Raw genomic sequence first — 23,028 nt, forward strand, 5'->3', positions numbered from 1 at the left:
ACCTCACGATGCCGCGGCGCTCGACGCAAGCGTGCGCGCGACCTGTTCCTTGGTGTAGCACTCGAGAATGTCGCCGACCTTGATGTCGTTGAAGTTCTCGATGCCGATACCGCACTCGAAGCCCTCGCGCACTTCACGCACGTCGTCCTTGAAGCGGCGCAACGAGCCGATGACACCGTCGTACATCTCGACGCCATCGCGAATGACACGCACACGGCCCGTGCGGTTGATGATTCCATTCCGCACGCTGCAACCGGCGATGACGCCGATGCGCGAGACCTTGAACACCTCGCGGACCTGCGCGTCGCCGAGCACCACTTCGCGCTCTTCGGGACGAAGCATGCCTTCGAGCGCAAGCTTGACGTCCTCGACGGCTTCGTAGATGATCTTGTACAGCTTGATCTCGACGCCTTCCCGCTCGGCGGCGTTGCGTGCATTGTTGTCCGGCCGCACGTGGAAGCCCACGATGATCGCGCCCGATGCACGTGCGAGCAGAATGTCGCTCTCGGTAATTGCACCGACACCGCGATGGATGACCTCGACCGTGACTTCGGCCGTCGACAGCTGGCCCAACGCGTCGGCGAGTGCTTCCGCCGGACCGCCCTGGTCCGCCTTGATGACGATGCGGAGAGCGCGCGCCTGACCTGGCGCCGTCTGCGACATGAAGTCTTCGAGCGAGACGCTGCCCTTCATCGTGCGACGGCTGCGCGCCTCGCGGTCGAGCCGCTGACGACGCTGCGCGATCTCGCGCGACGCGGTTGCATCCTCGACTGCGAGGAACTGATCGCCGGCCATTGGAACACCGCCGATGCCGAGCACCTGAACCGGAATTGCAGGCCCGGCACTCTTCTGGTTGCGACCGCGCTCGTCGAGCAACGCACGAACGCGACCTGAATACATGCCGCAGATGAAGTCATCGCCGACGTGCAGGGTGCCGTTCTGCACGAGAACGGTTGCAACGGGACCCTTGCCCGGATCCAGCTGCGCTTCGATGACAGAGCCAACTGCACGACGGTCCGGGTTCGCCTTGAGGTCGAGAATCTCGGCCTGCAGTACGAGCTGATCGAGAAGCGCCGGCACGTTCTGGCCTGTCTTCGCCGAGATCTCGCTGGCGAGCGTTGTTCCACCAAACTCCTCGAGCACGACACCGTGCTGCAGGAGGTCCTGCTTGACCTTCATCGGGTTTGCGCCCGGCAGATCGATCTTGTTGATCGCGACGATCATCGGAACGCCGGCGTTCTTGGCGTGCGAGATTGCCTCGATCGTCTGCGGCATCACCTGATCATCCGCAGCGACAACGAGAACCACGATGTCAGTTACCTGAGCACCGCGCGCACGCATGGCTGTAAATGCCTGGTGACCAGGGGTATCGAGGAACGTGATCGCGCGGTCGCCCGGAAGCGTCACGTGATACGCACCGATGTGCTGCGTGATACCGCCCGACTCGCCCGCGACGACGTGCGCCTTGCGAATGTGATCGAGCAGCGACGTCTTACCATGGTCGACGTGACCCATGATGGTGATGACCGGCGGACGGGGAATGAGATCTTCCGCGGCGTCCTTCTCGAGCAGTGATTCGGTATCCGCGGCGTACTCGTCCTCGAGCACGGCTTGGAATCCAAATTCGCCAGCGATCAATTCGATCTGACCGAAGTCGAGTCGCTGATTGATCGAGACCATGAGGCCGAGGTTCTTGAAGGCGAAGCCAACGATCTGGTTACCGGGGACCTTGAGCTGCTGAGCAAGCTCTGCCACGGTAACGAACTCGTTGACGCGGACCGTTTTCCTTTCCTTCTCGACAGCGGCCTTGCGCTGCGCCTCCACTTCTTCGCGCGATACAGTTTCATCGCGGCGTGGCGCGCCCTTGCGCGAGCTTCCGCGCATGGATGTCATCGTCTTGAAGATGTTGGCCGATACCGCTTCCTGATCCACGCGGCGACCGCGACCGCGTCCACGCGAGCGGTCATCCTGGCGTGCAGGTGCACGATCGCCCGTAGGACGTGGACGACTCTCGCGCGACGGTGTACCCGGAACGCTGGTGGAAGCAGCGGAGGCTGTCGGACGCGCATTCGGCGGTCCTGAGCCCTGGCGCTGATTGCTCGAGCTACCCGGGCGCGGCCGCGGACCACCCGGCGTCAGTGGACGCGGAGGGGTGGCGCTGGCACGCGGTTGAAGCGGCGGCAGAGGCGTCGGCCGCGGACGGTCGGGCCGTGCAGTCTGCGGACGATGCGTTGCTGGCGTCGGCGCTGAATGCGCGGTCTGGAGTTCGGGGCGTTCTGCCGGCACCGGTGCTTGCGCCGGTCGCTCCGCCTGTGGCGCGGCAGCTACTGGCGGCGGAGTGACTTCGCGTGGCGGAGTCGCAGGCTCGGCGGGCTTCTGTACCTGCTGGACCGGCGCGACCGGGGTTGGCTTGACCGGCTGTTCGACCACCGGCGCAGGCTTGGCCTCGGCCACTGGCTCGACGACAGGTGCTGGGCGGCGCACGCGAGCAGGCTGAACCGGCTCCGGCTCCGCGGCCTTCTCGACCGGAGCCGGCGTCGGCGCGGGCGCTGGGGGGGCGGCCACAACTTCCGGCTCGTGCACGACTTCGGCGGCGCGACGACGACGAACCGCAGGAGCTGGCTCGGGTTCAGGCGCAGGGACTTCGGCCGCAGCGGCAGAACCGCGGCGACGTCTGGCACCGGCGGCAGGTGCGGGCGCGGCGGACCGGGCGCGCTTTTCACGCTCCCAGCGCGCACGAGCTCGCGCGACCTGATCGTCGGTTAGCGGACTCACGTGACTGCGTACTGGGATATCCATCTGACGCAGGAGGTTGATCACCTCGTCAGCGGGAATCCCGAATTCACCAGCCATGTCCGTTACGCGCAACTTACTCACCCAGTTCTCCCTGTCCCCGGTACGTGGCTCTCACGCCACGTGCCAACTTGGCATCCAGGACGCCGACGACGGCCGTCGTCGTGCGTCCAACAGCCCTGCCGAGTTCATCGGCCGAGGCTGTTTCAATCATAGTAATACTCCGCCCCTGGAGGAGCGGGACGATCTTGTCGCGGCTATTAGGCGACGCATCAGCTGCGACAATCGCCAGCCGAAGAGTCCCCTTGAAGACCGCATCCCTCGTTCTATCAACGCCTACCACGACCAGTCTGCCACGCGCGCCAAGGCCGATCAGTCGCAGAGCGGCTTTATCGTCCATCACGTCGTGACCGGCGGCTCCGCATCCGGAGTAGCCGGCTCGCTGGTTTCGCTCTGCGCCGCCGTCGCTTCCTCGTCGGGAGCATCGGTGGTCAACTCGTCGATGATGGCCACGAGCTTTTCCGCATCTTCGATCATGATGCCGGGAAGCTTGAGGAAATCCTCGCGCTCGAGATCCAGAATGTCGTCCAGACGTCGATAGCCGGCATTCTCCAGGATCGCAACCGTCGCAGGCGGCAATCCTTCGATGTCGGCCAACTTTGGATTGGTTGCGTTCGGGTGATCTTCGAGCGGTGCAAACGGCAGCGTATCAGCCGCGCGCTCCATCCACTCCCGGCTCGAGTAGAGATCGATCTTCCACTCGGTGAGCTCCGATGCGAGACGCACGTTCTGTCCATTCTTGCCGATCGCCAGCGAAAGCTGATCCTCGTCGACGATCGCCTGAATCGTGCGCGTGGTGGCGTCACTGAATACCCGCGCAACCTTGGCGGGTGCCAGCGCGAGGCGCGCAAAGCGTTCCGGATCGCCAGACCACGGGACGATATCGATGCGCTCACCGCTCAGCTCGTTTACTACGGCCTGCACGCGCGCGCCCTTTACGCCGACACACGCGCCGACCGGATCGACCGCCTCGTCACGCGAGAAGACGGCGATCTTGGTACGGCTTCCAACTTCGCGCGCGACAGAGCGGATCTCCACCGTGCCGGCCTGAATCTCCGGCACTTCGAGCTTGAACAGCGCCTGCACGAAGAGACCGTCCGCGCGGCTGAGCACGAGGCGGGGTCCCTTGGGTGTCTCCTCGACCTTCTTGAGAACTGCGCGAATCGGCTCGCCCTGATGATAGTGCTCGCGATGATTCTGCTCGCGGTACGGCATCACGGCTTCTGCTTCGCGGAAGCGGTTGAGCATGATGACGAGCTTGCCGCGCTCGATCTGCTGAACCTCGCCGCTCAACAGCTCGCCAACGCGTGATGTGAACTCGTCGCGAATCTTGGAGCGCTCGCCCTCGCGCACGCGCTGCAGAATGCGCTGCTTGGCCGCCTGCACTGCAGAGCGGCCGAACTCTGCAAAATCGGTCGGAATTTCCATTACGTCGCCGACCTGGAACTCCGGATCCTCGAAGCGTGCTTCTTCGAGCGATATCTCGCGAGCTGCGTCCTCGACCTTTTCCACGACGGTCTTGAGCAGCACGATACGAATGGCACCGCGATCTTCATCGATGTCGACTTCGGCCTGCACCGGACCGCCGTGCTTCTTGGCGAGTGCGGCGAGGATACCGTCCTGCAAGAGATCGCGCAGCTCCGAACTGTCCATTGACTTGGAGTTCGTCAGCTCGCGTATCGCTGTCAGGATGTTTCCAGATTCGACTGCCATGGTGCCTACCTCTTCCAGTTGATTTCAGCATCATCGCTAATGCCAGGCGACGACACTTCGAGCGTATAGAACTCGCCCAGCGACCTGTCGGCATCGAGGCGTTCCTCGATGGCGCGCGACGCACGAGCGCAATCTCCGGCGGTGACACCTTCGCCATCGCGCCGATTGATTCTCACCTCGAGCACCGCCCGACTTCTGGTCCCACGTTGCCGGACACTAAAAACATCAAACCCCAGAGGTGCAATCGCTTGTCCCACAACGTCTTGCAAGGCAGGGCTCATGTGATTTCTAACTGACCTCTATGAATAAAAAAATGCGGGGGACCACCCCACATTGAAAACGCCTCCAAGGTGCGGGGCGTGATGGAAATCTACTCATATAAGAGCAGAAAGCAACTCTGTGAGTAGGGGGCGGCGGGATAGCCGGCTGGGAGCCAACCGACGAAGCTCTAGCAGCCCGACATTCCTACACTTTCTGCGCCAGCGCCACTATCCGCTGAACCTGGTCCTCCTGGGTGAGATAGGTGGTATCGATCAGAACCGCGTCGCGCGCCTGAAGGGTGTTGGTGGCGTCACTGGCATCGCGCTCGACCAGCCGACGGGTCTCGTCGGCGATTTCGGCGTCGGTGGCCGAGCGCTCCAGACGTTGGTGCAGACGGCGACGGGCGCGCTCCCACGGATCGGCGACCAGAAAGATCTTGAGCTGCGCGTCGGGAAAGACGACGCTCCCGATGTCGCGACCGTCCACTACTACGTTCTCAGTCGCGGCTGCTCGACGGAGTTCCGCGTTCACCGCGGCGCGGACCTCAGGCATCTGCGCGACTGCCGATACGGCCGCTGTAACCTCGGCGGAGCGCGGGTCCGCGATGCCGAGACGGCGGCCGGTTTCGGCGCGATACAGCGCGCCCGAGTCCAGGTGCCTGTATCCCAGCTCGCGCGCCACCCATGCCGCTGTTGACGATTTTCCCGAGGCTGCCGGACCATCGATAGCGATCACCACTGTGCTACGCGACACGTCGCAGATCGCTCCAGAACGAAGGATAGGACACACTGACGCATTCAGGGCCGACGATATCGATCTCGTTGTCAGGGAGCGCGCCGAGTACGCCGAAGGCCATGGCGATGCGATGGTCGCCGTGCGTCTCGATGCGGCCTGAAAGTGGCGCACGACTCCCGCGAATGGCCATGCCGTCGGACCGCTCTTCGGCGTCCACACCAATGGCCTGCAGATTACGCACGACGGCTGAAATGCGGTCGCTCTCTTTCACTCGCAGCTCGGCCGCGCCGCTGATCACGGTCTCTCCATCCGCTCGCGCGGCAAGGCACGCGAGTATCGGGACCTCGTCGATCATCGAAGGCATCTCGGCGGCGCCGACATTCACGGAGCGCAGGGAGTCGGTGCCTGTCGCGCGGATGGTGGCAGTAGGTTCGCCGCCTTCATCGGAGGAGTCCAAAAGCGAAACCACCGCGCCCATCCGTTGAACCACGTCGAGAAAGCCGGTGCGGGTGGGATTGACGCAGACGCCAGGCATGTCGAGTGTGCGGCCGGGAACCAGCGCCGCGAGCGCTACGAAAAACGCCGCGGAGGAGGGATCGCCGGGTACGTGCGTGTCCACCGCGCGCATCGAGCGCGCAACACCGATGGATACAGATTCACCGTCCACCACAATCGGAATTCCACGTGCAGCGAGCATGCGCTCCGTGTGATCGCGCGACCGGGTCGGCTCCGTCACGTTGGCGCTCACCTGCGCGTTGAGCGCCGCGAGAAGAATGGCGCTCTTTACCTGCGCGCTCGCCGTGGGACTGTTCCAGCCGATGCTTCCGAGAGTGCCGCCATGGATGGTCAACGGGAGACCATCGCCATCGCCCCCCATCGTAAAGTGTGCACCCATCTGCTCGAGTGGCTCGGTGACTCTTCGCATCGGCCGGCGACTGAGACTCGCGTCGCCGATGAGCGTACTGTCGAAGGGATGCGCGGCGAGCACGCCGGCCATGAGGCGCGCCGTGGTGCCACTGTTGCCGCAGTCGAGCGGCCGTTTGGGAACCAGGAGGCCGCGAAGTCCACGTCCGTGAACTGCTATGCCCTCCTTGTCGGGCTCGATGCGTACACCGAGCGCGCTCAACACCGACGCGGTGCTGTCGATGTCGGCAGAGCGCAGAAGACCGCTGATATGGCTCGTGCCATCAGAAAGCGCAGCGAGAATCAGACTGCGATGAGAGATGGACTTGTCGCCCGGAACCCGCACGACGCCGCGAATGGACGCGATGCCGGTCATCGGAGAGCCTCCTCGAGTGCCGTCGCCGCGTCAGTGCGCTCGTCGCGATATTTGACGATGATCGGCGTAACGATCGAGAGTTTCATTTCAGTTGCCCACTCGGATGACGCGGGTCGCGTGCCGGGTATCACGACCGCGCCCATCGGAATGATGAGTGGCCGATCCGGCGATGCTCTGTAGACGGTCTGGTTGACGAGGTCGAACACGGGTGTGCTGCGCGTGAGAACGACGCCCGCTCCGAGAACTGCCCTGCTCCGAACTACGGTCCCCTCGTACACACCGCAATTTCCACCGACGACGACGTCATCTTCTATGACAACTGGAGCTGCGTTGATTGGTTCGAGCACTCCACCAAGCTGCGCCGCAGCACTCAGGTGCACCCGCTCACCGACCTGCGCGCACGATCCGACAAGAGCGTGGGAGTCGATCATGGTCCCTGCACCGACGTATGCGCCGACGTTGACGTAACTGGGCGGCATGCACACGACGCCGCGAGCAAGGAATGCTCCGCGCCGGATGGAAGAACCTCCCGGAACCACGCGAATGCCATCGCTCAACCGAAGCGCGCGCGGCGGGTAGGTATCCTTGTCGAAGAACGAAAACGTTACATCGGTGTCACCGGACCGCGCAAACGACATGTCGACCACGGCACCAACACGAAAACCGAGCAGAATGCCAAGCTTGACCCATGGTACGGCGCACCAATCGCCAGTGGCCGCGCGCGCAGCTGCGCGCACGGCGCCGGCCTCGAGCAACGTGAGCAGCTCATCGACTGCGGCGCGCGCATCCGGTGGCGGGGTCCCACGGACCGAAGCGAACGCTTCGATCCTGCTGGCGAGCGCTTCGTGTGCATGGCTCGAACCAAGCGTCATGCTGGTAGTGCTCCGACCGAGACGAGTGCTGCGCGCACCAACCCATGATGCTGGCGGGCGAGCGGGACGAGTGGAAGGCGAAGGTTGTCGCCCATCAGCTTCATCATCGCGAGAGCAGCCTTGACCGGTATCGGATTCGATTCGACGAAGGCTGCGTGAGTCCAGGGCGCGAGGCGACTATCGATGGCTCGCGCATCATCGTAGTCGCCGCGGTGCGCGGCCGCGCAGAGTTGTGTGACGAGTGCCGGGGTCACATTGGACGTCACGGACGTCACACCGTCGCCGCCGGCCACCATCACGGCAAGCGTGAGTGCGTCGTCTCCCGACAGTACAGAGAAATCGCGGGGCCGATGGCGAAGAATCTGGGTTATCTGGGCGAGATTTCCCGAAGCCTCCTTCACCGCTACAATATTTGGGTGAGTGGCGAGCTCGAGCGTCGTCTCGGCTGTCACATTGCTTGCTGTGCGTCCCGGCACGTTGTACACGACCACAGGCAGATCGATCGTATCAGCGATCGCGCGGAAGTGTGCCACTATGCCGCGTTGCGGCGGTTTGTTGTACGACGGCGACACGTGCAAGAGGTGCGTCGCGCCCGCGTCGCGCATCATCCTGGAGTTTGCCAGCGCGCGCGCAGTATCGTTGGATCCTGCGCCCGCGACGACAGGGATTCGTCCGGCAACCACTTCTACCGTGATCTCGACAACGCGCCGCTGTTCGTCCGCGGTCATCGTTGCGGCCTCTCCGGTCGATCCGCAAGGCACGATGTAGTTGATCCCCTCCTCTATCTGCCATGCGACGAAGCTTCGTAATGCCTTTTCGTCCAGCTCACCCGCCGTGGTGAACGGAGTGACTATCGCGGTGCCAGCACCACGCAGCATGGGAACTGTCGATTTCATCGAACCTCCTCATTGGATAACACATCGTCCAGCGTGAAGACGCCACGACGTCCGATCAGCCATCTGGCCGCGACGAGTGCGCCCTCCGCGAATACCCGCCTGTCGCGCGCTTCGTGCGAGATGACGATCTGCTCGAAACCACCGTCGAGAATGAGCGTGTGCGTGCCGGGCACGGAGCCGACGCGAACGCTCGTTATCGGAACCTCGCGAGCCGATCCCTCCGCGAACTTTTGCTGCAGCATGCGCGCCGTGCCGGATGGCGCGTCCTTCTTCTCCGCGTGATGCGTCTCCACCAGCGCGGCATCGAAGGTCGGGAGATTCGCGAAGATCTCACCCGCGCGACGCATCATGCGGGCTACCGCATGTACGCCGAGCGAGAAATTCGGCGCCCACAACAGTGACCCGCCTTTTTCCGAGACGAGCCGCGAAATCTCCGGCAGCTCACCATACCAACCAGTTGTACCGATCACGATCGGGCATCCGGCGATGATACACGCCCGGGCATTCGCCGCAGCTGCGCCGGGCTCCGTGAATTCAATCGCCACCTGTGCACCGGCGAGCGAACTCGAGTCGATGACAGTGCCGGCGCCCAGCGTCGCGACAACGTCGATCCCGCTCGTACGTGCAAGATGCGCGACTGCCGTTCCCATCTTACCCGGGCCGATTACTGCCAGCCGAAGCGCAGTCATGAATTCGCCTCATGAGGAAAGAACTCGGCATGCAGCGACCGCATGGCATCCTGCATCGAGGGGCCGTCAACGACAACGGTGAGATTGATGCCGCTGGCGCTCAGTGAAACCATGTGAACGTGCATGCCGCCGAGCGCCTGCAGCGCCCGGCCCATGCAGTCGCCGCGGTCACCGATGCCGGATCCGACTATCGCAACGACAGCACGATCCCGCTCGATCGAAACGTCGCCGAGCAGGCGCAGGTCGATGAGCAGCTCATCCAGTCGCGTGGCGTCATCGAGCGTAACCGAGACGGATACTTCGGAAGTGGAGACGACGTCGACCGATGTGCGCTGCCGCTCGAAGATCTCGAAAACGCTGCGCAGAAAGCCCTTCGCGAGCAGCATGCGGGGCGCGCTCACCCGCACTGTCGTAACGTCGCCCTTGGCGGCGATGGCCGTCACCGGACGGCGCGGAGCGTCGAACATGATTCGCGTCCCGGATCGCGTCGGGTTACGCGTGTTGTAGATGTACACGGGGATTCCACGCCGGACAGCCGGTGCAATCGTATTCGGATGCAACACCTTGGCCCCGAACGACGCGAGCTCCGACGCTTCGTCGAATCGGATCTGCGAGATGAGCTTCGCATCGCTCACCACGCGAGGATCGGCGGTGAGCATTCCGTCCACATCAGTCCATATCTCGATGTCGTCGGCCCCGAGGGCTGCACCGAGCAGCGACGCGGTGTAATCGGAGCCGCCGCGCCCGAGCGTCGTCGTAACGCCGGCCGCTGTAGCACCGATGTAGCCGCCGAGCACCGGAATGATTCCTGACCGGACCATCGGCGCGACACGATCGCGCGCGCGGTCCGAGATCGCATCCAGACTCGGCTCCGCCTGGTTGAAATGGTCGCTGGTGACAATGACTTCGCGCGCGTCCAGATGCTGCGCTGGAATTCCTCGCGCGCGGAATGCCTCGGTGACCAGCAAGGCGGACATCTGCTCACCGAACGACGCGACTGCATCGAGGCTCCGCGGTGTTATGTGGCCGAGCGTCGTGAGCGCCTCGGCCAGGCTCGCGACCTCATCGCACATCGCGGCAATCTCCGCAGCAGTGTCTGGACCACCCGGGACATCGCGAAGCAGAACGTCGCACATCGCGACGTGCCGCTCGCGAATGTGCTCGACCGACCGGAGTGCGCCGATGAGCTGACCGCGCGCCGCCTGTTCCGCGATGCCGAGCAGCTCGGTCGTGGTGCCGCTCGCCGCGGAGACTACCACGACAGGCGCGCGATGCAGCCGGCTCGCGACGACATCCGCCGCGCGGCAGATCGCATCCGCATCGCCGACGGAGGTGCCACCAAATTTGACGACTATCACGGACGAGCCACGTAGCCCTGAGTGACGAGCAGCTCCGCGTTCATTATTGCGCCGCCCGCCGCGCCACGGATGGTGTTGCTGCCCATCGCTACCATCCGTACATCGAGCAGCTCGTCGCGCCGGATGCGTCCCACCGTGACGGTCATCCCGTTGCCCCGCATCACGTCGCGGCGCGGCTGCGGGTGATCCGGCGCTGTCGTGACGACGATCGGCCGATGGGGCCGCGATGGAAGATCCATGGCTTCCTCGCGGCCGGTCCACGCCATGATGGCGTCGGACACCTGCTCCGGCGTCGCGGAGGACGCGAGCCCGATCGACATGCAGGTCGTGTGTCCGTGCTCGACCGGAACACGATTGGCGTGCGCAGTCACCCGGAACGGCGCCGACTCGATCGCATTCTCATTCACGACGCCAAGCAGCTTGCCGATCTCGGCTTCGATCTTCGGCTCCTCGTCCGCGATGTATGGAATGACGTTGCCCATTATGTCGAGCGATGGTACGCCCGGGTATCCGGCGCCAGAGACCGCCTGCATGGTCGCGATGAACATGCTGGTTATACCAAAGGCTTCATGCAGCGGCGCCAGCGGTAGCGCCGCAACGGTGGATGAACAGTTCGCATTCGTCACGAGCGCGCCCGTCCATCCACGGTGTTTGCGCTGCGCGTCGATCACGGCGAGGTGTTGCGCATTGATCTCGGGGATGAGCAGCGGAACGTCGCTCAGCATGCGGTGATTCTTGGCGTTGCTGCAAACGAACCTGCCGGCGCGTGCGAATGCAATCTCAACGTCGCCCGCGACGCCCGAGTCGAGCGCTGAAAAGACTATCGAAGATGAAACCGAATCGGGCGTGCACGGCGTCACCGTGAGCGACGCGACATCCGCTGGCATTTCTCCCTCGAGCCAGTGCGTGGCATCTGCGTATCGCCTGCCCGCAGATCTTTCTGATGCTGCAACCTCGGCGACACGAAACCACGGGTGGTCGCGCAACAGTCTGATGAAAGTCTGGCCCACGGCGCCAGTTGCGCCGAGCACCGCGACCGGCATCCGGTCGCGAGCGATATCATTGCCGGTCATTGAGCTAGCAGTTGCCTTACGAGTGAAACATACGTCGAGACACTCGCACGCAGCTCATCGACATCGACGTATTCGTCGGGTGTGTGTGCCACATGGATGGATCCCGGTCCGAACAACAGCGGAGTTCCCCAGCGAGAGAGCAGCGGGATATCGGACGTGTATGAGACCGGTGCGACCTCGTAGCCATCCAGCACGTGAAAGTGCTGAGCCGGAATCGTCGATCCGAATTCGACGTCTGCGCCACCTGCGTGGGCCCAGTCCGAAATGAGGCGCTTGATTGGCTCGACGTCGCTCACGAGACGCAGCATCACTTCCGACTCCGCGCTTCCGGGAATGATGTTCGCTTCAGTTCCACCGGTGATCGTCCCGATGTTCACCGTCGTTGCACCGAGCACCGGATCGAAGGGGAAATCCACGTCATGGATCGTCGGAAGCAAACGCAGCAGCGGCTCGATGGCCGAGGCGCCGAGTTCTGGATAGGCGGAGTGCGCCTCCCGTCCGTGCGTGCGGACGATGAAGCGCAACGATCCCTTGCAGCCGCTCGCCAGCTTGCTCTCGGTTGGCTCACCGTTGACGAGGTAGCGACTGGTCGCCGCGAGATTGTTGGCGGCGCGTGCGCCGTCGGATCCTTTCTCCTCGCCCACCACGAAGAGGAGATCCACGCGGTCTTCGCCTTCGCTTACGAGCTGCTCGGCTGCCGCCATCATTGCAGCTGCGATTCCCTTCGCGTCGCACGCGCCGCGGCCGTAGAGACGATTGCCGCTCAGCCTTGGCGGATGATAGGGCGGCACGGTGTCGAGATGCGTGGAAAGAGTGACTCCTCCACCGCGCCGCGAAGCCCACACGTTACCGCGTCCAGGCGAGACTTCCTGGATCGACACGTTCCAGTGCCGGCTCACGAGCCAGCGCGCGACGAAATCGATCGCCGCTCCCTCGTCTCTCGTAAATGATTGTATCGACAGCAGTTCTGCGGCGAGCGCGACGACATCGGTCATGCGCGCAAGTTAGTGGCAGAGGTATCGCGTTGGGAGCGGAGAGAAATGGGCAGGCACCGGGGGCCTGCCCTCACAAACCATTGCTCGGCCTAGTGGCTGAGTTCCGCCGTGGACGTCGGAGCAACGCGATGGTCGCCTTGCCGGACCTGCTCGACGAACAATTGCTGAACGAGTCGGTTCGCCTCCCGGTTGTACGAATCGTGGTCTCGCTCGCCCGCCTCGCCGATACCCGCAAGTTGCGGCAGGCCAAGCGCGCGGCCAGCCTCCCGGAAAGTCTTGAAGGTGTCTTCGGATTGGCGGGACAGAACTATGTCGGCTACCAGGCGAAGGAAATCGCTTTCGCGGACCGAGTCGGCCAGGTCGCGGGCAGCGTTGGCCGTGGCGCCGAGGGCCCGCTTGAGGACGCCTGCGCTCGGCGCACCGAGCTCGTGCTGATAGTCTTCCAGCAGGCGTTGGTGGTCGCGCATGGCGGGTATGTAACGTGTACAGAGATCGCGAAAGCGCGGGTCTTCGGCCTGTGCTGCGTGGTCCTCCAATCCCTTGAGAAAGGCGTGGTGCTGGACGGCGGCGTTGTGCACTTGGGATTTGAGAAAGTCGTTTCCTGTATCCATTGGTCCTCCGTGGGGTGATCCGGCTCAATTGACGGTGGCCAAGCACGTCCCGAGCCAGAAGGCAGGAGGGGTGCCTCGCGATCGAATAATTGGCACTTTTCCACACAGAACCCTTGCTTTGAAACACGCAAAACACTAGGTTTCCACATACCGAACAATCACCGAAAATTGCACCGTAAGTAGTGAACTACCAACGACTTGGCACGTGCCAATGAAACAGGTCAAAGGCCGCGCCGGGGCTCGGAAAACGCGAAAGGTCCAGATTCCGCAGGTCCCGTCCACCTACGACGTGGAGCCGCTCGATCCGTGGCTTCAATGTGGGCCCGACACGACGGTGACAGAGTTGTGGAAGGTGTGGGAGCAGAGGGAGAAAGAAAGGACGCTGCACCTGGTGTACTTCGACCGGTACGGTTGGTATTGCGAACACGGACGTAGCTGCAAGGCGGTTGCGGAAGTACGGAGGATTGTTCGGACAATGAGCGCGAATGCGCCTAGACCCAGGAGCTCTGGCAAGACCAGGGCGAGGAAACGGAAATGATTGCGAGACAGGAGACATTCAATTCGAAGGACGCTGTCTGGTCAGCGCTGGCGGCCCCGGTGCCTGCGGGAACGATCTCGTGGCGCCAGGACGGCAAGCCGGTAGCGAGGGACGGGCGGTACTTCGCGCGCTTCGTGTGTTATATCGAAGCGAACACGGTGCGGGAGCGCCTCGACACAGTGGTCCCGGGTGAGTGGGACCTGACTCTCGAGATGCTGCCGCAGATCCACGGCGCCGAGGTCGATTCGGATTCGGTCTGCGCGTTCAAGGCGCGGCTTCAGGTACTCGGCGTGATCCGTGAGGACGTCGGGACCGGACGCGACTACAAGCAGGCGTCGACCGATGCGTTCAAGCGCGCAGCGGTTCGGTTCGGAATTGGAAACGAGCTGTACTCGTACGAGCAGAACTGGGTCGAGGTTGATGGCGACGGCAAGTACGCCAAGCCAGTCGAAGATCCGGCGAACGCATACGAGCGCAGACACGGGAACGGCGCTGGAAAGCTGAGCCGTTCCGCGGTTGCGACCGACGACGTGAGTGCGATGAAGGAAGCGAACACCCTGACGGACGTCGACGCAGTGAGCTGCCCCAAGTGCGGCGGGCGCATGTGGGACAACCGCCTGACCAAGCGGAATCCCAAGGCGCCCGACTACAAGTGCCGGGATAGAAACTGCGACGGAGTCGTGTGGCCGGTAAAGACCAACGGATCGCACGCGGAGCCTGATGGATCTGACTCCGCGGAAGAGTCGACCGCCGAAGTCGAGACGCCCAAGGCACCGGCGCGGAAGTCGCGCGCGGCGAAGCTGGCGCTGACGGACGAGATTCCGTTCTAACGCGGAAGTCAATCGCATGCGCACAAAGAGGGGAAGCGAATCACGGATTCGCTTCCCCTCTTTGTGTTCAGAATGTACGGGTAGTGCGGTGGTCGTTGCATCATAGTGCTCGGAGCCGGACTCGAACCGGCATGGAATTATGTTCCAAGGGATTTTAAGTCCCTCGCGTCTACCCATTTCGCCATCCGAGCTGTCACACGCAAAGTGCGTGGTGCAACACATCAATATACGAAGCCGCGATGACCCACGTAGGGCGGGTCAACCGGCGGGGATGCCAAGCACACTGACGGCATACCAGACCGAGTACGCAATGAGCGCCGAGAGCGATGCGTCACCGCCATTGCCAATAGCCATGCCGTCGGCGTCCACGAATTCGGCAGCGAGACCACCGTCGAGATCGGCGCGCCGCAACCATTCGAGCGTCTTCGCGGCGTCGGGTCCCATGAGTGTAGCGCATCGCTCGGCGAGGTTGATGTGCGCGGCATCGGCGTCGGATTGCTCGAGTCGTCGGACGGTGCGGCGATAGATCGAGTCGTCGCGCGAGAGCATGTGATAGAGCGGTAGCCAGAACACCGATCCCACCGGATCGTCACGCATGGACGTTGCACCGGCGAGATCGGTTGCCGTAGCGAGCAGCGTTCGCGACGAGTCCTTGTCAGTCGCGAACTGGCGCGTGATTGCGGCGCGGACGGCGTCGGCGTTCTGAACGTGTTCCGCGGTCTTCTCGTCGAGCGTCTGCTTGAGTACTTCGAGCGCGTCTGCGACGAGCGCGTTGCCGTGCAGCGTGTATGGCAGCTCCGCATCCGCGCCGGACGGAGTTGCATCCGTTCTGTACAATGGCAGCGATCCATGACGCGACGCTGCGATGTCGTCGTTCGCCGCGTAAAGTGCCTCGGCGATTGGCGCATCCTCGACGATGCGATCGTCACCTGTCTGCGCGACGTAGCGGTCCACAGAGACCGGATATGCAGCGGCCGCATCGAGACAGAACGCCACATCGAACGGAGTGCCATCGATGTAGTTGACACCGCGGCCCGGCGCGTATCCATGCAGCTCGCATGTTCTCAGCAGCAATTCGCGCGCGAGCGCGGTATCGGCGAGCTGAAATGCAGGCACCAGCCACATCAGCACCTCGTAGTCGCGTACCGTCAATCCCTGCGCGCACCATGGAATGCGCGAGCGGAAGATGTACCAGCGAGCGTCGTCGATGGCTCGACCGGCAGCATAAAAGTACGCGAACATCAGATGCCGATTGATGAGACGGTCGGCCGCGGGAATGCCGGTGGATTGTTGCAGCGTCGAGATTGCATCGCGCGTCTGTGCCGCGAGCGTTCGCCAGCCGCGGCGTCGCATCCGCTGCACCATGGCGACGGCGCCGTCGACTTCGGGGCCCGCCGCGGCGTACAATGCGAGGTCGACGCGCTCGCCTGGTTGCAGCACGGCCTCGCGGCTCAACGTGAACCGCGCTATGCCATCGGTGGTCTCGGCGACGGTACCGATCATCGAATCGCCAGTCAACGCCAACGCTGTCTCCGAGCCGCGATTCGTTCCGCGCAGAGTGATTATGTCGTCGGTCAGCGTCGCGATGTGCGCGTCGTCGAAGCGGCGCGCGGTACGGATGCGGTGTTGCCGAACGCCGAGCGTGCCTTGAGCGCGAAAGGTGACAGCGGCAGGCGATTGACCGCGATTCTCGATGGAGATCGCGTAGACGAAGCCAGGGAAGTCGGCAGCGCGGCCACAGGGAGCGAAGATGGTTCCGCGTATGACGAGATCGCCAACCGTCGAATTGAAGGCCGGCAGCCACTCTAGGACGCGCTGCCAGGCCACCCGGGTCGTGGCGAGCTCGATCGGGGCGCCATTCGACTCGAAGCCCAGGCGCAGCAGCGGCTCGCCTGCCCCGTTCTCGAAGTCAGCGGCGCCGGCGAACTCGATGGCACCCCGGTGGGCCAGCGAGATCAGTCCGATTCCATGGATGGAACCGTCGGCCGGATGCACGCACGGCAACGAGAGCCAGTGGTTCCCGGTTACCTGCCACGGGATGGTTGGTGGCGTGCGCAGCTCAGACCTCACTTAGCTTTGGTTGACACGGACGGAACCGGAATGCTAACGTCCCCGCGTCGCGCCTACAACGATTTTTACCGAGAGCACATGCCCGGACGCTGGTTCCAAGCAGCAATTTTCACCCTCACGGCGTCGCTGTGCGCTGGCGCAGCTGGTGCCCAGGCGATCACCGGGCTGGGCGAAGATGCATCGATCACGCCGTCTGGCAGTTTCCGGATCAAGGTGGAAAGCGACTGGTCGTACTGGGATCAGCTGTTCGTTTCCCCGAAGCCGGGCGTGGCGGGAGTTCTCCAACCGCTCGGCGGCCGGTTCAGCCTCGACAGCGTGGGGGTGGCACAGCTGCCCATCCTCAAGCCGGTTCAGGACACATTGCGGGCTATCACGGGCGTGTCAGGCCTCAACGTGTCGGTCGGGAAGACTGTCACGCAGGTGACCGACCGTGTCGCGAACGTTCCGATATCGATCGAGGCCGGAATCTCGCGCTGGTTGTCGGTGACGGCGATGGTTCCGATCGTGCATACGCGGACGAGCGTGTTCTTTCGCGCGAATCCCGCGGCGAACGAGGCCAATCTGGGTCCCAATCCGGCTGCGGCGGGAGATGCCGTCGCGCGCGCAACCGATTCCATCTTCACTGCACAGGTGATCACGGCGGCGACGGCGGTGAGGGCCTATTGCTCCGGCGCGGGCGCAAGCGATCCGCAATGCACCGGCTCCGCGGCGCTCGTCGCGTCAGCGACGGGATTCGGTAACTCGGTCGCGTCTCTGTACATGAATGGCGCGCTGGTGCCGACGCGTGGAAGTTCCGTGCAGAGCGCCGTCGATGCGCGTGTCAGCAGCGTGCGCGGTGCGTTGAATGCGTTCGCGGCGAATCCTGCGACGGGAGTGCCGGCCATCACGGCGACGGGTGTCGTGGGAGCTCCGACTCCACTGGCGACGCCGGGTGTGCAGACGCTGCTGAGCGATCCGTCGTACGGGGTCTCGCTGCAGCCGTTCCAGACGATCGAGCGAACGGGCCTCGGCGACGCGGAGCTGACTGCGAAGCTGCTGTTGTTCGATTCGTTTCGCGCACGCAACGCATCACGTTTCACGCCGCACGGAATCAATGCCCGGCTCGCTGTCGCTGGCGGATATCGCTTCCCAACGGGATCGCTTCCGGCGTCCGATGCGCTCACTGACATCGGAACAGGAACGCATGCAGGCGCGGTTCTCGCGCGCGGTTATCTGGACATCCTGCTCGGCGGTCACTTCTGGGTTTCCGGAGTTGCACGGTACGCAAAGGCGACGAGCGATTCGATGACGGTACGATACGCACCCGGCGTTACGTTCCCTCCGGCCGCCACCGCCGTTGCCGTCAATCGGCAACTCGGAAACATGCTCGAGATCGAGGCGACACCGCGCTGGGTGTTCAATGATTTCATCTCACTGGGCGGTCAGTATCTGTATCGTCACAAGACGGCCGATGCGTACACGGCAGGTGGCGTTGCACTACCGGATCTCGGGCTTGGTACGGACTTCAAGGAGCAACGAGTCGGCGGTGGGATTGCGTTTTCGAATGCGCATGCAGTGAGTCAGGGAAAGTCGAAGATCCCGTTCGACGTGAGTTACCTGCATACGGAGACGGTGAGCGGGACCGGTGGCGCGGTGCCGAAGTTGATCAACGATCAGATTTTGATTCGGTTGTATTGGAGGCTGAAGCGGTAGGAATCTGGTGTGACAGACAGGGATGCATCCCTCCCCCACCTTCGCATGACATTCCTTACGCGGGCGATGCCTGGGCGTGGGAGCCGATCGTCAATCCTGCGCGGACCGCCAATTCGGCGGGTGTTGGGTTATGACCCTGCGGCTTGCAGCAATTCCTTCGCGTGTGCCCTGCTGGCCTTGCTTTCGGGATCGCCGCCCAGCATGCGCGCTATCTCTGTCACTCGATCGTTGGCGGAGAGGACACTGATGTCTGCGGTGGTCACGCCTTCACGCGCGCCCTTGGCAACCACTATGTGATGGTGGGCGCGCGCGGCGATCTGCGGCAGATGGGATATTGCGAATACCTGATGCTGCTCGGCGACTCGACGCATCGTATCGCCCACCTGCAAGCCGACGCGGCCACCGATTCCGGCGTCGACTTCGTCGAAGACAAGAGTCGGGATGTGATCGACGGCTGCGAGCACAGTCTTGAGTGCGAGCATCACGCGCGCGAGCTCACCGCCTGATGCGACGCGTGCGAGCGGTCGCGGATCGTAGCCGACGTTCAGTGCAACGCGAAACTCAACATCCTCGGCGCCCTGCGGCGATATTTCCGCGCGCGGCGTCAGTGCGACGGTGAAGCGGCCGGAGTCCATTCCCAATTGCGGAAGCTCCGCGGACACTGCCTTGCCGATTGCGGTAGCAGCGCGCTTGCGAAGCGTCGTGAGACGCGCTGCCGCAGCACGCAGCCGGTCCGACGCTTCTCCTTCCTGCTTCCGGAGCTGCGCAACGTCGAACTCGGCTGAATCGACGAGATCGAGTTCGGCCTGCGCCGCGGCGCCTGTCGTGATGACGTCGGCGAGGGTGCCACCGTACTTCTTGCTCAGACGGAAGATCAGCTCGCGGCGCGCCCGAACGCCGGCAAGACGCTCGGGGTCCAATTCAACGGAAGACGCGTAGTCGGACGCTACGCGCGCCAGCTCGTCGAGCGCGTAGAAGCCGGTATCGTACAACTCCTGCATCTTGGACGCGCTTGCGTCGATCCGTGAGATCTGACCAAGCGCGCGATGAACCGATGCGAGGCGCGCAAGCGCACCGTCCTCGTCATCGCTGAGCGCCTGCGACACTGCCTGCGCAAGTGTGCGCAACTCGTCTGCGTTCTCGAGAACACGCGCGTCGTCTTCGAGTGTGACGTCCTCGCCCGGGACGAGCTGCGCGTCGCTGATTTCGCGCGCGACGTGTCTAAGGTAGTCCGCGCGACGCTCGGCGTCGGCGCGCCGTTTGGTGATCTCTTCGATCCTTCGTCGGATCGCCGCCAGCGAGGCGTACTCCGAAGCAACGTCACGCGCGGCGGTTGTGGCGTCCGCGTACGCGTCCAGAATCTGGCGTTGCGACTCGTCGTCGAGCAACGTCTGCGCTTCGTGCTGGCCATGCAGATTGACGAGCGACCGGCCGATCTCCGCGAGTATCGTTGCCGTTACCGGCGTGCCGTTCACCCAGGCGCGGCCGCGCCCCGACGCGGCGATCTCACGCTTGAGCACCAGCGTTTCCCCTTCCGTGTCGATGCCACGCTCATCTACGAGAGCCACAAGCGCCGGACGCCCGCTGAGATCGAAGACCCCCTCGACTGTCGCGCGCTCGGCGCCGGGGCGCACCAGATCGGCGCTGGCCCGTTCTCCCAGCAGCAATCCCAACGCGCCAACGATTATCGACTTGCCCGCGCCAGTTTCTCCCGAGAGAACATTCAGCCCGCGTTCGAGAGGAAGCGTTACCGAATCGATTATGGCAAAATTCCTGATTCGAAGTTCGGTCAGCACTGTTTGGGTTGATCGCGTGTCGGTAGTCCGCCCCAGCCGAGCTTGACGCGGAGCCGATCGAAGAAGCTGTTGCCCGGAAAGCGAACTATACGCACGGCGCGCGGCGCGCGGCGAACCGTTAATGTGTCGCCCGCAGCCAATCGCGTACCGGCCTGTCCATCCACGGTGATCAACACCTCGTCAGGACCGTCCAGCGATTCGAGAGTCACGGTGACGCTCGGCGGAAGGACTATCGGCCGAATGGCAAGCGCGTGCGCGGAGACTGGCGTGAGGATGATGGAATCGAGCGACGGCGTGACGAGTGGGCCGCCAGCCGACAGACTGTACGCCGTCGAGCCGGTCGGGGACGCGACGACGACTCCATCGCTGTTGTAGTCGCCGAGCGTTTCGCCGTCGACGATAACCCGTACGCTCAGCATCCGTGCGAAGCCGCCCTTGTGCATCACGATATCGTTGAGCGCCTGCCATTCTTCCGTAGGGGTTCCGTCGCTGTGCTTCGCTTCGCCGCGCAGTGCCATGCGCTCGTCGACGTCGTAGTCACCGGCAACCACCGCTTCGAGTGCAGTCTTGAGCTCCGGCGCGCTGCAGCTGGTGAGGAAGCCAAGTCTTCCCAGGTTGACACCGAGGATGGGAACCGCTGCACCGTCGAGAAACCGGGCGGTGCGGAGCAAGGTTCCATCACCGCCAAGTGACAGCGCGACGTGAATCTGCGACGGCGACCTGAGTAACCGATCGTCGGGAGCATCGAGCAGGCCGGCTTCGAAATACAAGCTGACGCCGAGCTGACGCGCTTCGCTCTCGAGCACGTCCATGATGGATTCGAGCGCGGGGTATCCTCGATGACCGATTACCCCGATGTTGATCATCCGGCGACCGCCTCGGCGGCACTGCCGTGAAGCACGCGCACGCGCTCCGCGATTCCGGCCGCATCGAGTCCAGTCAGCTGTAGCTGGCGCGCTCGCGACGCCTGTTCGATGAATCTGTCGGCAACTCCGTGCGCAGTGACGCGCACGGTTGGATCCAGTCGCGCGATGACAGACGTCATGTACGCGCCGAAGCCATTGACCACGGTTCCTTCCTCGACCACGAGAAGATGACGATGGTCCGCGAGCAGTGCGTTGAGCGTGACTTCGTCGTGCGGCTTGAGGAATCGGCAGTTGACAACCGTGATCGACAGTCCCTCGGCAGCCAGAACGTCAGCTGCAGCGAGTGCGTTGTTGACCATGGTACCAACGGCGAGCACCGCGAATTCGGAACCGTGACGCAACACTTCCCACGTTCCAAACGGGACCGGCGCGATCTCCGCGATCGGCGGAACGATGTCGGGCGACGCGTCGCGCGGATATCGCAGCGAGAACGAGCCATCCCTGTGCGCCATGCTGGTACGCAGCAGGCCGAGCATCTCGGTGCCGTTTTTGGGCGCAGTTACCGTTGCACCAGGAATCGAAAGCATGTACGCGATGTCGTACAATCCCATGTGCGTCGGCCCGTCCTCGCCGACGAGGCCGGCGCGGTCCATGGCGAACACGACAGGCAGATGCTGGAGAGCGACGTCGTGTATGATGTTGTCGTACGCACGCTGGAGGAAAGTGGAATAGATGGCGCACACCGGTTTGATCCCACGCGTCGCGAGGCCGGCCGCGAAGGTCACGGCGTGACCTTCCGCAATTCCAACGTCGAAGAATCGCTTGGGGAATGCCTTCGCCATGACTCCTGTGCCGGTTCCGCTCGGCATTGCCGCGGTAATTGCGACAAGCTTGGGATCGATGGCCGCAAGCTCCGCCAGCCCCTTTCCGAAAACCGCGGTGTAGCTCGGATTCGCGGATGACGCCTTGACCTGCTTGCCGGTTGCGGGGTCATGACCCGCGGGGAGCGCGTGCCACTTCTCGACGTTCTCGCCGGCCGGAAATCCCTTTCCCTTCTTGGTTACGACGTGAACGAGGCGCGGGCCTTCCATGGGGCGTACCGCTGCGAACGTCTCGAGAAGAAGATCGATATCGTGACCGTCGATCGGTCCGAAGTAGCGGAAGCCGAGCTCCTCGAACAGAACGCCCGGCGTGAGGAAGGACTTCATGCTCTCCTCCCACTTGCGCACCAGCGTACTCATTCCCTGCAACGGTCCCGGCATGCTGTCCACGACAGTGCCGATAGCTGAGCGCAGCCGGTTGTAGATCGGATTGCGCTGCACCGAGTTGAGATACTTGGCCATGGCTCCAACATTCGGAGCGATGGACATCTCGTTGTCATTCAGCACGACGATGAAATCGCGGCCGGATGCACCTGCATTATTCAATCCTTCATACGACAACCCCGACGTGAGTGCGCCGTCACCGAGCACGGACACCACCTTGAACGACTCGCCGGAAATATCGCGGCCGACGGCCATTCCGAAGCCCGCCGAGATCGCCGTCGCAGCGTGTCCCGCGCCGAAGGCATCGTACGGGCTTTCGGAGCGCTTGAGAAAGCCGGACATGCCGTTCTCGGTGCGCAGCGTGTCGAAGCCTCTGGCGCGTCCTGTAAGGAGCTTGTGCGGATAACCTTGGTGTCCGACATCCCACACGATCTGGTCGGTCGGCGTATTGAAGGCCGTATGCAGCGCGATGGTGAGCTCGACCACGCCGAGTCCCGCTCCGATGTGACCGCCGGTTCGGGCGCAGGAGTCGATGAGGAATGCGCGCACTTCGTCAGCGAGCGTGCGCAGCTCGTCGCGCGTTAGCGCCTTGAGGTCCGACGATGAAGTGATGCTTTCGAGTATTGCCATCTGCCT

Annotated in this window: 19 protein-coding genes and 1 tRNA gene; 2 read left to right on the forward strand and 18 right to left on the reverse strand. The window is 63.4% G+C overall.

Going from position 1 to position 23,028, the window contains the following annotated elements; genetic code table 11:
- Positions 1 to 3: 3 nt before the first annotated feature.
- The 13 genes from infB to V4529_08630 form a co-directional block, all read right to left on the reverse strand.
- A complete protein-coding gene (gene infB, locus V4529_08570; GenBank protein ID MES2358383.1) occupies positions 4 to 2,877 on the reverse strand; it encodes a translation initiation factor IF-2 in 2,874 nt (957 codons plus the stop codon).
- Positions 2,870 to 3,193: a ribosomal L7Ae/L30e/S12e/Gadd45 family protein gene (locus V4529_08575; GenBank protein ID MES2358384.1), complete on the reverse strand. Its 324-nt coding sequence runs from the start codon at positions 3,191 to 3,193 to the stop codon at positions 2,870 to 2,872. Before V4529_08575 ends, infB begins: the two co-directional genes overlap by 8 nt.
- Positions 3,193 to 4,566 (reverse strand): transcription termination factor NusA, encoded by a 1,374-nt coding sequence (gene nusA / locus V4529_08580; protein ID MES2358385.1) that lies wholly within the window; start codon positions 4,564 to 4,566, stop codon positions 3,193 to 3,195. The genes V4529_08575 and nusA overlap by 1 nt, the downstream gene beginning before the upstream one ends.
- Before the next feature lie 5 nt (positions 4,567 to 4,571).
- On the reverse strand, positions 4,572 to 4,847 hold the full coding sequence (locus V4529_08585) for a hypothetical protein (GenBank protein ID MES2358386.1): 276 nt from the start codon (positions 4,845 to 4,847) through the stop codon (positions 4,572 to 4,574).
- A 184-nt stretch (positions 4,848 to 5,031) separates the two neighbouring features.
- Entirely contained in the window at positions 5,032 to 5,580 is a 549-nt protein-coding gene (locus V4529_08590; protein MES2358387.1) for a (d)CMP kinase, read from the reverse strand.
- Entirely contained in the window at positions 5,570 to 6,841 is a 1,272-nt protein-coding gene (gene aroA, locus V4529_08595) for a 3-phosphoshikimate 1-carboxyvinyltransferase (protein ID MES2358388.1), read from the reverse strand. Before aroA ends, V4529_08590 begins: the two co-directional genes overlap by 11 nt.
- Complete coding sequence (locus tag V4529_08600; protein ID MES2358389.1) at positions 6,838 to 7,713, reverse strand: 2,3,4,5-tetrahydropyridine-2,6-dicarboxylate N-succinyltransferase; 876 nt, start codon at positions 7,711 to 7,713, stop codon at positions 6,838 to 6,840. The genes aroA and V4529_08600 overlap by 4 nt, the downstream gene beginning before the upstream one ends.
- The gene (dapA, locus tag V4529_08605) at positions 7,710 to 8,609 is read right to left on the reverse strand and encodes a 4-hydroxy-tetrahydrodipicolinate synthase (GenBank protein MES2358390.1); all 900 of its coding nucleotides are present in this window, start codon (positions 8,607 to 8,609) and stop codon (positions 7,710 to 7,712) included. Before dapA ends, V4529_08600 begins: the two co-directional genes overlap by 4 nt.
- Positions 8,606 to 9,298, reverse strand: coding sequence for a dihydrodipicolinate reductase C-terminal domain-containing protein (locus tag V4529_08610; GenBank protein ID MES2358391.1), 693 nt, complete (start codon positions 9,296 to 9,298; stop codon positions 8,606 to 8,608). Before V4529_08610 ends, dapA begins: the two co-directional genes overlap by 4 nt.
- On the reverse strand, positions 9,295 to 10,656 hold the full coding sequence (gene lysC / locus V4529_08615; GenBank protein ID MES2358392.1) for a lysine-sensitive aspartokinase 3: 1,362 nt from the start codon (positions 10,654 to 10,656) through the stop codon (positions 9,295 to 9,297). Before lysC ends, V4529_08610 begins: the two co-directional genes overlap by 4 nt.
- Positions 10,653 to 11,729, reverse strand: coding sequence for an aspartate-semialdehyde dehydrogenase (gene asd, locus V4529_08620; GenBank protein MES2358393.1), 1,077 nt, complete (start codon positions 11,727 to 11,729; stop codon positions 10,653 to 10,655). Before asd ends, lysC begins: the two co-directional genes overlap by 4 nt.
- Positions 11,726 to 12,724: a M20/M25/M40 family metallo-hydrolase gene (locus V4529_08625; protein ID MES2358394.1), complete on the reverse strand. Its 999-nt coding sequence runs from the start codon at positions 12,722 to 12,724 to the stop codon at positions 11,726 to 11,728. Before V4529_08625 ends, asd begins: the two co-directional genes overlap by 4 nt.
- Positions 12,725 to 12,813: 89 nt before the next feature.
- Entirely contained in the window at positions 12,814 to 13,335 is a 522-nt protein-coding gene (locus tag V4529_08630; GenBank protein ID MES2358395.1) for a hypothetical protein, read from the reverse strand.
- A 534-nt stretch (positions 13,336 to 13,869) separates the two neighbouring features.
- On the opposite strand from V4529_08630, the gene V4529_08635 reads away from it, so the two are divergent.
- Positions 13,870 to 14,703 (forward strand): Rad52/Rad22 family DNA repair protein, encoded by an 834-nt coding sequence (locus V4529_08635; GenBank protein MES2358396.1) that lies wholly within the window; start codon positions 13,870 to 13,872, stop codon positions 14,701 to 14,703.
- A gap of 106 nt (positions 14,704 to 14,809) precedes the next feature.
- Here the strand turns inward: V4529_08635 and V4529_08640 are convergent.
- Positions 14,810 to 14,894, reverse strand: a tRNA-Leu gene (locus tag V4529_08640).
- A 67-nt stretch (positions 14,895 to 14,961) separates the two neighbouring features.
- A complete protein-coding gene (locus V4529_08645) occupies positions 14,962 to 16,773 on the reverse strand; it encodes a hypothetical protein (protein MES2358397.1) in 1,812 nt (603 codons plus the stop codon).
- Positions 16,774 to 16,803: 30 nt separating this feature from the next.
- Between V4529_08645 and V4529_08650 the strand changes: the two genes are divergently transcribed.
- Complete coding sequence (locus tag V4529_08650; protein ID MES2358398.1) at positions 16,804 to 18,465, forward strand: hypothetical protein; 1,662 nt, start codon at positions 16,804 to 16,806, stop codon at positions 18,463 to 18,465.
- A gap of 128 nt (positions 18,466 to 18,593) precedes the next feature.
- On the opposite strand, the gene recN is transcribed toward V4529_08650, so the two are convergent.
- Genes recN through dxs form a run of 3 tightly spaced genes read right to left on the reverse strand, consistent with a single transcriptional unit; the run spans position 18,594 to position 23,022 of the window.
- Entirely contained in the window at positions 18,594 to 20,261 is a 1,668-nt protein-coding gene (gene recN / locus V4529_08655) for a DNA repair protein RecN (protein ID MES2358399.1), read from the reverse strand.
- The gene (locus V4529_08660) at positions 20,255 to 21,127 is read right to left on the reverse strand and encodes an NAD(+)/NADH kinase (GenBank protein MES2358400.1); all 873 of its coding nucleotides are present in this window, start codon (positions 21,125 to 21,127) and stop codon (positions 20,255 to 20,257) included. Before V4529_08660 ends, recN begins: the two co-directional genes overlap by 7 nt.
- Positions 21,124 to 23,022 (reverse strand): 1-deoxy-D-xylulose-5-phosphate synthase, encoded by a 1,899-nt coding sequence (dxs, locus tag V4529_08665; GenBank protein ID MES2358401.1) that lies wholly within the window; start codon positions 23,020 to 23,022, stop codon positions 21,124 to 21,126. The genes V4529_08660 and dxs overlap by 4 nt, the downstream gene beginning before the upstream one ends.
- Positions 23,023 to 23,028: the final 6 nt, after the last annotated feature.

This window comes from Gemmatimonadota bacterium, from assembly GCA_040388625.1.
Taxonomy (GTDB): Bacteria; Gemmatimonadota; Gemmatimonadetes; order Gemmatimonadales; family Gemmatimonadaceae; genus Fen-1247.